Source organism: Haematobacter sp., from assembly GCF_032102465.1.
In the GTDB taxonomy this organism is placed as follows: Bacteria; Pseudomonadota; Alphaproteobacteria; order Rhodobacterales; family Rhodobacteraceae; genus Haematobacter.
In genome coordinates this window covers 1-5,093 of record NZ_DAMDHB010000072.1, presented here as the reverse complement: position 1 = coordinate 5,093, position 5,093 = coordinate 1, and the positions used below count along the sequence as shown (strand labels likewise).

The following is a 5,093-nucleotide window of genomic DNA, read 5'->3' as shown; positions in this document are numbered from 1 at the left end:
AGATATCTCCGTCCACGTCGCCCCCGAAGTTCAGCACCACGAAATGCTCCGGGTCAGCGTCAACCTCGATGTCGAACTCGTAGGCCGGGGCGCGGGGGCGCTTGGGCGCTAGAAGGACACCGAGCACATCGACGAAGTGGTCCGAGATCAGGGCAAGCGGGTCGGGACGGGCGTTCATGGCGTGTCTCCCTCATGGCTCCCGAGGCTCATGCGTCGCTCGGGGTGTGAGATAATGAATACAAGTAAACTAGTGGATGGTCAACTATGAAAACTAGCAAACTAGTAAAAAATTGCCCCGCGCGCCGGGACGTGAGAGAATCACCCAGTCGGCAAGGACCGACAGAGCAAGAAGGGATAGAGGAAGGACGGTCGTAGGGGGATGGTGGGGAGGCCGGAGCCTCCCCGGGTCTTACAGAAGCCACAGGGCAATCTGGATGGACCCGACGATAATGGTGAGCAAGTCAGCCACTATCGCCACCGCCAGGAAGAACCGCATGGGGATCCCCCTCCACGGCTGCCCGCCTTAGCCGTCTTTGGTGACGACACAGGGGTTCCAATACCCCTTCCGCAGAGCCCGGTTGCCAGACGAGGCGGGGTTGCGGATCGCACCAGTAGATGGGGGAGCCTCGATTCTGTCGAGTCCTTGCCGATGCCGGAGCCGGGGTGCGGCGCATGGCATGGGAAACTGAGATGGAGAGGGTGGCAAAAAGCCCCCTCGGTGATGGAGGGGGCTCATGGCTCGTATCGTTCTTGATCAGGAGGGGCGGATGGTGATCGAGCCCAGCACGTCCGATGAGGCTCGAAATCTGGCTCTGCTGTCCGAGCGGCACACCATAGTCCGCGTCACCACGTCAGGTGTTGGTCAAGCCATTGCTTCACATCAGGGTCCGCTGCCCAGCCAGACGCCGGATTGCTGAGCTTTATCACGAAGAGGCTGTCGTTGTTGTCCAGCAGATCGGAGAGGCCTGAGTAAACCTGTGCTGCCGTCTGCGGCGTCGAAATGGCGTAGGAGCTTTCCGACAGCCTGGCCCAAGCCTCATAGCTCCTGATGCGCCGAACTATCGGCGGGCGAACAGTCTCTCTATTGAGGTCATAAGTGATCAGGAAGACAGTCAAAGGAATCACCATATCAACGGGTTGCAATCCCGCGATGGTGATCCGCGCCGCTGGCCCTGTCGAGTCCTTCGCCGGGCATGAAAAGCCCGCCGGGCGAGGGCGGGCCAAGTGTCCTTAGAACTTCTTGGGTAGCCCCGCCTGCTTTAGGGAGGCATTCGCCGTATGTGCAGACAAGCACCCCTTATCAACGGTGAAGTTGCAGTTCGATACAGGACTGAACCATATCTCATGATCGCCTCGCCCTTGGCGAACGAACTTGCATCCGTTTTGCCGAAGGATATCGACAAGATCGCGGTAAAAGCCCCGTCCCACGTCGTCAGGCCGCGCAGCTCACCTTGATCGTATCTTCTGTCACAAGATGAACCGGGATTTCTGCGCCATTCGCCTGAAAGCCGTTCAACTCAATCAGGTCAAGGAGGGCGCCCATGACCCTCTCCCTAAGAGCCTCCAGGTTGCTTGCCTCAACGGCAAGCCCGCAGATGTCGTTGGTGGTCGCGACCCACACTCCGGCCTCAGAGTCCCAATCGGCGTGCACTGTAATCGAGCGCTCTTGCATCGGTTCCCCCATCAGTCAGCGAATCAAGTTGTAGCATAGATATGGCTCTCTGCGGGAAAGGTTAGGCCCACCTTGGTCGATGCGCGGTGAATGTGCCGTACGGTCGCATCACCGGGACGCTCCCGAGCGCCGGGCATGAAAAAGCCCGCCGGGTGAGGGCGGGCTGTGGCGGTGAAGAAGATGCTTACGCTGCCGCTTCAATCTCACGGATACGTGCCTTCATCTGTTTTACTGACGATGAGAGGTCGCGTTTGGTGAACCGCCTCCTGGACAGGACAATGGTCCCATTCAACATGACGTCTCCGACCCGTGTGTCCGAAAACAAGCTATCCTTAACGACAGCCCCGCCGAACATCCGAGTAATGGCTTCCGCCAGGGGTGATCCGGGGAGGATCAGCACCAAGTCCTCCGCAATAAGATCATCATCGTGGAGGGCGTCAGCCAGCCGAACAAAATAGTCATAGGTTTTCAGGGGTCCAATCTCGGAGAAAAGTGGAGTCTCAAGGAGTATCCTCGGCTCTCCATCCACGTCGGGAGTGACCATCATGAATTGAACGGGAACTTTGGCGTCTTGGAGGCGCGCCAGAAGACCTCTGGCCCGGTCCAGAACAGCGGTCATTTCTTCCTCAGCCATGCTCTCACCCCGTACGCGGTGTTCTCGACCCGCACTATAGCGCATATCTACGCTCAGGTCTCCACGGGCCTGCCGTGACGTCTGTCTTGCGCTTAAGGGTTGAGAAGGCTCGAAACCATCTCCACAGCCTGCACCCATGCCGCAAACACGGCCGCGAGCAGCGCGGCGACACCAAGCGCCGTGAAAAGAATATTCCACTTCATGACGCCGGCTTTGGCCGATGCATCCTCAGCGGCCTGCTTTGCCTTTGTTGCTTCGGCGAGCGCGCTTGATGTTGCGTGCTCAAGCAAGGTCATGTGGGTATCAAGCTTGGAGAAACGGGCATCAAGCTTAGCGAAACGGGCATCAAGGTTAGAGAAACGGGCCTCAAGCCCACTGCTGAGGCTATCTATACGCGATAGCACTTCCGCAAACCGAGCATCGTTTTGCGCCCTAACAGCATCCATACTGCGATCGATGTACGCTTGGGTTGTGGCATCCAACGAATGGCGCTCCTGCGACGAAATAGTATTGCCTGCTCCATAACTATATTGTTCAGGAGACTCGTCCCGCAAGAGGGTAGGGGGCTCACCCTGGCCAAGCCTCTGGTCGTCAAGAGCGGCTTGGTCTCGGTCTATGCGTCTTAAGATTGAGATACTACTCATCAAACAAAAGCCTTGACGCGTTCGCAAGTGTCTGGATTGCGTTCTGATGTTCTTCCCAATAACGATCATACGCCGCGGCGAGCGCTGTTTCGTCGTTGGCGGCTGCCGCAGCTGCCATTTTGGCCAAGTTCATTGATGTATAGTTGATGACCTTGACGGCATAGATCTGCTGATTCAGGAACTCGCGCATCCTGGCCATTTGGCTTTCCAGCTTTTCGACCTTGCCCCTCAAGGCGTCTACTTCACTTTGATCCTCCATCCCCCCTCCCATCAGAATTTTGTGAGCAATCCCAGTAGCTCACTCGCTTCGACGCCCCCCAAAAGACAGGTTCTTCCTCGCCCTGCTCATGCCATGATGAGAACATTACAAGAACCGATTCTGAGGGAGGGTTAACGAGTGACAAAGGAAGATTATGGCGGTTCGTGGGGAATGACCGACGTGAGGCAGACGCTGCGGGAGAAGGTCGCTGCAATGACGGACGTCGAAATTATGAGGCTCATTTGCTGGCGCTGCGCTCGATGCGGCGCAGGATTAAATCCGCCTGTTCCGAGAGAGAGTGGAGAGCTTCCTCACTGTCTGAGGTTAGAATCTGATTGATTTTTTCCATCAGGGCGGCGCGCTCTCCACGTTGTGCGCCGCCAAGAACTTCCGGGACTAAGTCTGAGACCTGCACTCCCGCAGCTTCGGCCAATTTAACCAAGGTAGACGTCTTCGCAGACTCGTTTTCGCCCCGCTCGATCTGAGACACCAACTGCTGAGACACCTTAGCGCGCTTCGCGAGCTCCGCCTGGCTTAAGCCTGCTGCGGTTCGTGCGAGCAAGAGATTTTCTGCGAGGGTTCTCATGGCGCGGATTTTACCAGTTAGCTTGTCATGATCCACACAAGTTGCCTAGTTGACGCGCCGCACAGAAACCACTAGTTTGCTAGTATGCAGACAATTCGCCCACACATTGAGCGCGCCATTCGCATCTACGGATCGCAAGCACGGCTTGCGGATGTGATGGGCTGCTCGCAGCAACAGATTTCCTACCTCCTCAACGCGAAAAGCATCTCGGCAGAAATGGCCAAGATGGTTGATGAGGCAACCGGAGGTCGGGTCTCTCGACATGCTCTCCGTCCGGACATTTACGGACATCTTCCCTCCAAAAAAGAGGCGGCGGAATGAGCGTGCAGTCAGTCCTTGGATGGATCCCACATGAATTCCTGCCGGTGGCCCGCCTCGCACTCGACGGTGCGCATCTTAATTCCTGCGAACGCAAACTTCGGGTGGTTCTTCACCGCGATGACCTTGGCGGGTGCGCCGCATGTCGCACAGATCGTCAGATGCTCGGCTTTCGTCGGGCGACCTTCGAGTGCCGCGACCCTTTGCTCCAGCGCGGCTACGCGAGCAGGGAGATCGCGAACGGTTTTCCAGATGGGAATCTGATCGAGGATTTTCAGAATGTCTGACACGGAAATCGGCAACGCCATGTTTGATGACCTCAAAGAATCAGGGCAAGAAATCCTTGCCATCATCCTGAGAGGCATTCCGTCGCGAGTCGAGGAAATCTCTCTTTCGCAAAGGATGGGCGACGCGGAATCGACCACCACCATCAAGCTCCTCCCCATCAAGGCGGAAGCGGCGGAATGACTCACGATCACCCCGCCGCCCAGCACTCCTCACTTGGTCACTCACCACAGAGCAACCATGGAGCCTCCCGAGTGCAAAAGTCCCATCCAAAAGTTCTTAATCCCATTCACCTGCGCGCCCGCCTTGCCGACTACTGGGCGTGCTTCCTTCGTCAAAACTACTCCCGGCCCGAGGAAGTCTCGGTCGCCTTCGGTGTGACGTATCAGACCGCCTGCAACTGGTGGGATGGCCTGCACAAGCCGATGGGCGACAAGACCACCCTCGCGGGCAGGGCGTGGATCGACTTCGTAGAAAGGCAGCCATGATCTCCATTCTCAGGCTCGCTCGGGCGGCTGTAACCGCCTGCATCGTCATATTCGCTGGTATCGCCTTCATGCCGGCAGAGGCAGCTAACAAGCTGACCTCACTTCAAAAGTTTTTGGGAAGAGAAATTGAGCGCCGCGCGCGGGTGTCCCAGTGAACCGCGCCCGCGACTGGTATGACCACGAAATCCTCATGGCTCTGCGCTTTCG

General features: G+C 57.3%; 11 protein-coding genes. 3 read left to right on the top strand and 8 right to left on the bottom strand.

From position 1 onward, the window contains the following. Window positions 1–843: 843 nt before the first annotated feature. From RT513_RS20555 to RT513_RS20525, 7 genes are all read right to left on the bottom strand, one after another. Entirely contained in the window at window positions 844–1,143 is a 300-nt protein-coding gene (locus tag RT513_RS20555) for a hypothetical protein (protein WP_313534535.1), read from the bottom strand. Between the two features lie 87 nt (window positions 1,144–1,230). After that, complete coding sequence (locus tag RT513_RS20550; RefSeq protein ID WP_313534533.1) at window positions 1,231–1,428, bottom strand: type II toxin-antitoxin system HicA family toxin; 198 nt, start codon at window positions 1,426–1,428, stop codon at window positions 1,231–1,233. Between the two features lie 4 nt (window positions 1,429–1,432). Continuing rightward, complete coding sequence (locus RT513_RS20545) at window positions 1,433–1,672, bottom strand: DUF1902 domain-containing protein (protein WP_313534531.1); 240 nt, start codon at window positions 1,670–1,672, stop codon at window positions 1,433–1,435. A gap of 184 nt (window positions 1,673–1,856) precedes the next feature. After that, entirely contained in the window at window positions 1,857–2,306 is a 450-nt protein-coding gene (locus RT513_RS20540; protein WP_313534529.1) for a hypothetical protein, read from the bottom strand. Between the two features lie 92 nt (window positions 2,307–2,398). After that, window positions 2,399–2,788, bottom strand: a complete 390-nt coding sequence (locus RT513_RS20535) for a hypothetical protein (protein ID WP_313534527.1) — start codon at window positions 2,786–2,788, stop codon at window positions 2,399–2,401. Window positions 2,789–2,942: 154 nt separating this feature from the next. Further along, a complete protein-coding gene (locus tag RT513_RS20530; RefSeq protein WP_313534525.1) occupies window positions 2,943–3,209 on the bottom strand; it encodes a hypothetical protein in 267 nt (88 codons plus the stop codon). A gap of 238 nt (window positions 3,210–3,447) precedes the next feature. Further along, a complete protein-coding gene (locus RT513_RS20525) occupies window positions 3,448–3,831 on the bottom strand; it encodes a helix-turn-helix transcriptional regulator (protein WP_313534523.1) in 384 nt (127 codons plus the stop codon). 48 nt (window positions 3,832–3,879) lie between these two features. On the opposite strand from RT513_RS20525, the gene RT513_RS20520 reads away from it, so the two are divergent. Continuing rightward, complete coding sequence (locus RT513_RS20520) at window positions 3,880–4,116, top strand: YdaS family helix-turn-helix protein (RefSeq protein ID WP_313534521.1); 237 nt, start codon at window positions 3,880–3,882, stop codon at window positions 4,114–4,116. 8 nt (window positions 4,117–4,124) lie between these two features. Here RT513_RS20520 and RT513_RS20515 read toward each other — a convergent pair whose 3' ends face one another. Then, window positions 4,125–4,421, bottom strand: a complete 297-nt coding sequence (locus tag RT513_RS20515; RefSeq protein WP_313534519.1) for a hypothetical protein — start codon at window positions 4,419–4,421, stop codon at window positions 4,125–4,127. Here RT513_RS20515 and RT513_RS20510 point away from each other — a divergent pair. Together RT513_RS20510 and RT513_RS20505 are read left to right on the top strand one after the other, a co-directional pair. Then, window positions 4,420–4,581 carry a hypothetical protein gene (locus tag RT513_RS20510; RefSeq protein WP_313534517.1) on the top strand — a complete coding sequence of 54 codons (162 nt, stop codon included), beginning with the start codon at window positions 4,420–4,422 and terminating at the stop codon, window positions 4,579–4,581. The genes RT513_RS20515 and RT513_RS20510 overlap by 2 nt on opposite strands. Before the next feature lie 71 nt (window positions 4,582–4,652). Beyond that, window positions 4,653–4,886 carry a hypothetical protein gene (locus RT513_RS20505; RefSeq protein ID WP_313534515.1) on the top strand — a complete coding sequence of 78 codons (234 nt, stop codon included), beginning with the start codon at window positions 4,653–4,655 and terminating at the stop codon, window positions 4,884–4,886. Window positions 4,887–5,093: the final 207 nt, after the last annotated feature.

What these genes read in the sequence shown, in the direction of transcription:
- RT513_RS20545 (WP_313534531.1), bottom strand. Translation starts at nt 1,672, where the DNA reads ATGCAAGAGCGCTCGATTACAGTGCACGCCGATTGGGACTCTGAGGCC.
- RT513_RS20540 (WP_313534529.1), bottom strand. Translation starts at nt 2,306, where the DNA reads ATGGCTGAGGAAGAAATGACCGCTGTTCTGGACCGGGCCAGAGGTCTT.
- RT513_RS20530 (WP_313534525.1), bottom strand. Translation starts at nt 3,209, where the DNA reads ATGGAGGATCAAAGTGAAGTAGACGCCTTGAGGGGCAAGGTCGAAAAG.
- RT513_RS20520 (WP_313534521.1), top strand. Translation starts at nt 3,880, where the DNA reads ATGCAGACAATTCGCCCACACATTGAGCGCGCCATTCGCATCTACGGA.
- RT513_RS20510 (WP_313534517.1), top strand. Translation starts at nt 4,420, where the DNA reads ATGTTTGATGACCTCAAAGAATCAGGGCAAGAAATCCTTGCCATCATC.
- RT513_RS20515 (WP_313534519.1), bottom strand. Translation starts at nt 4,421, where the DNA reads ATGGCGTTGCCGATTTCCGTGTCAGACATTCTGAAAATCCTCGATCAG.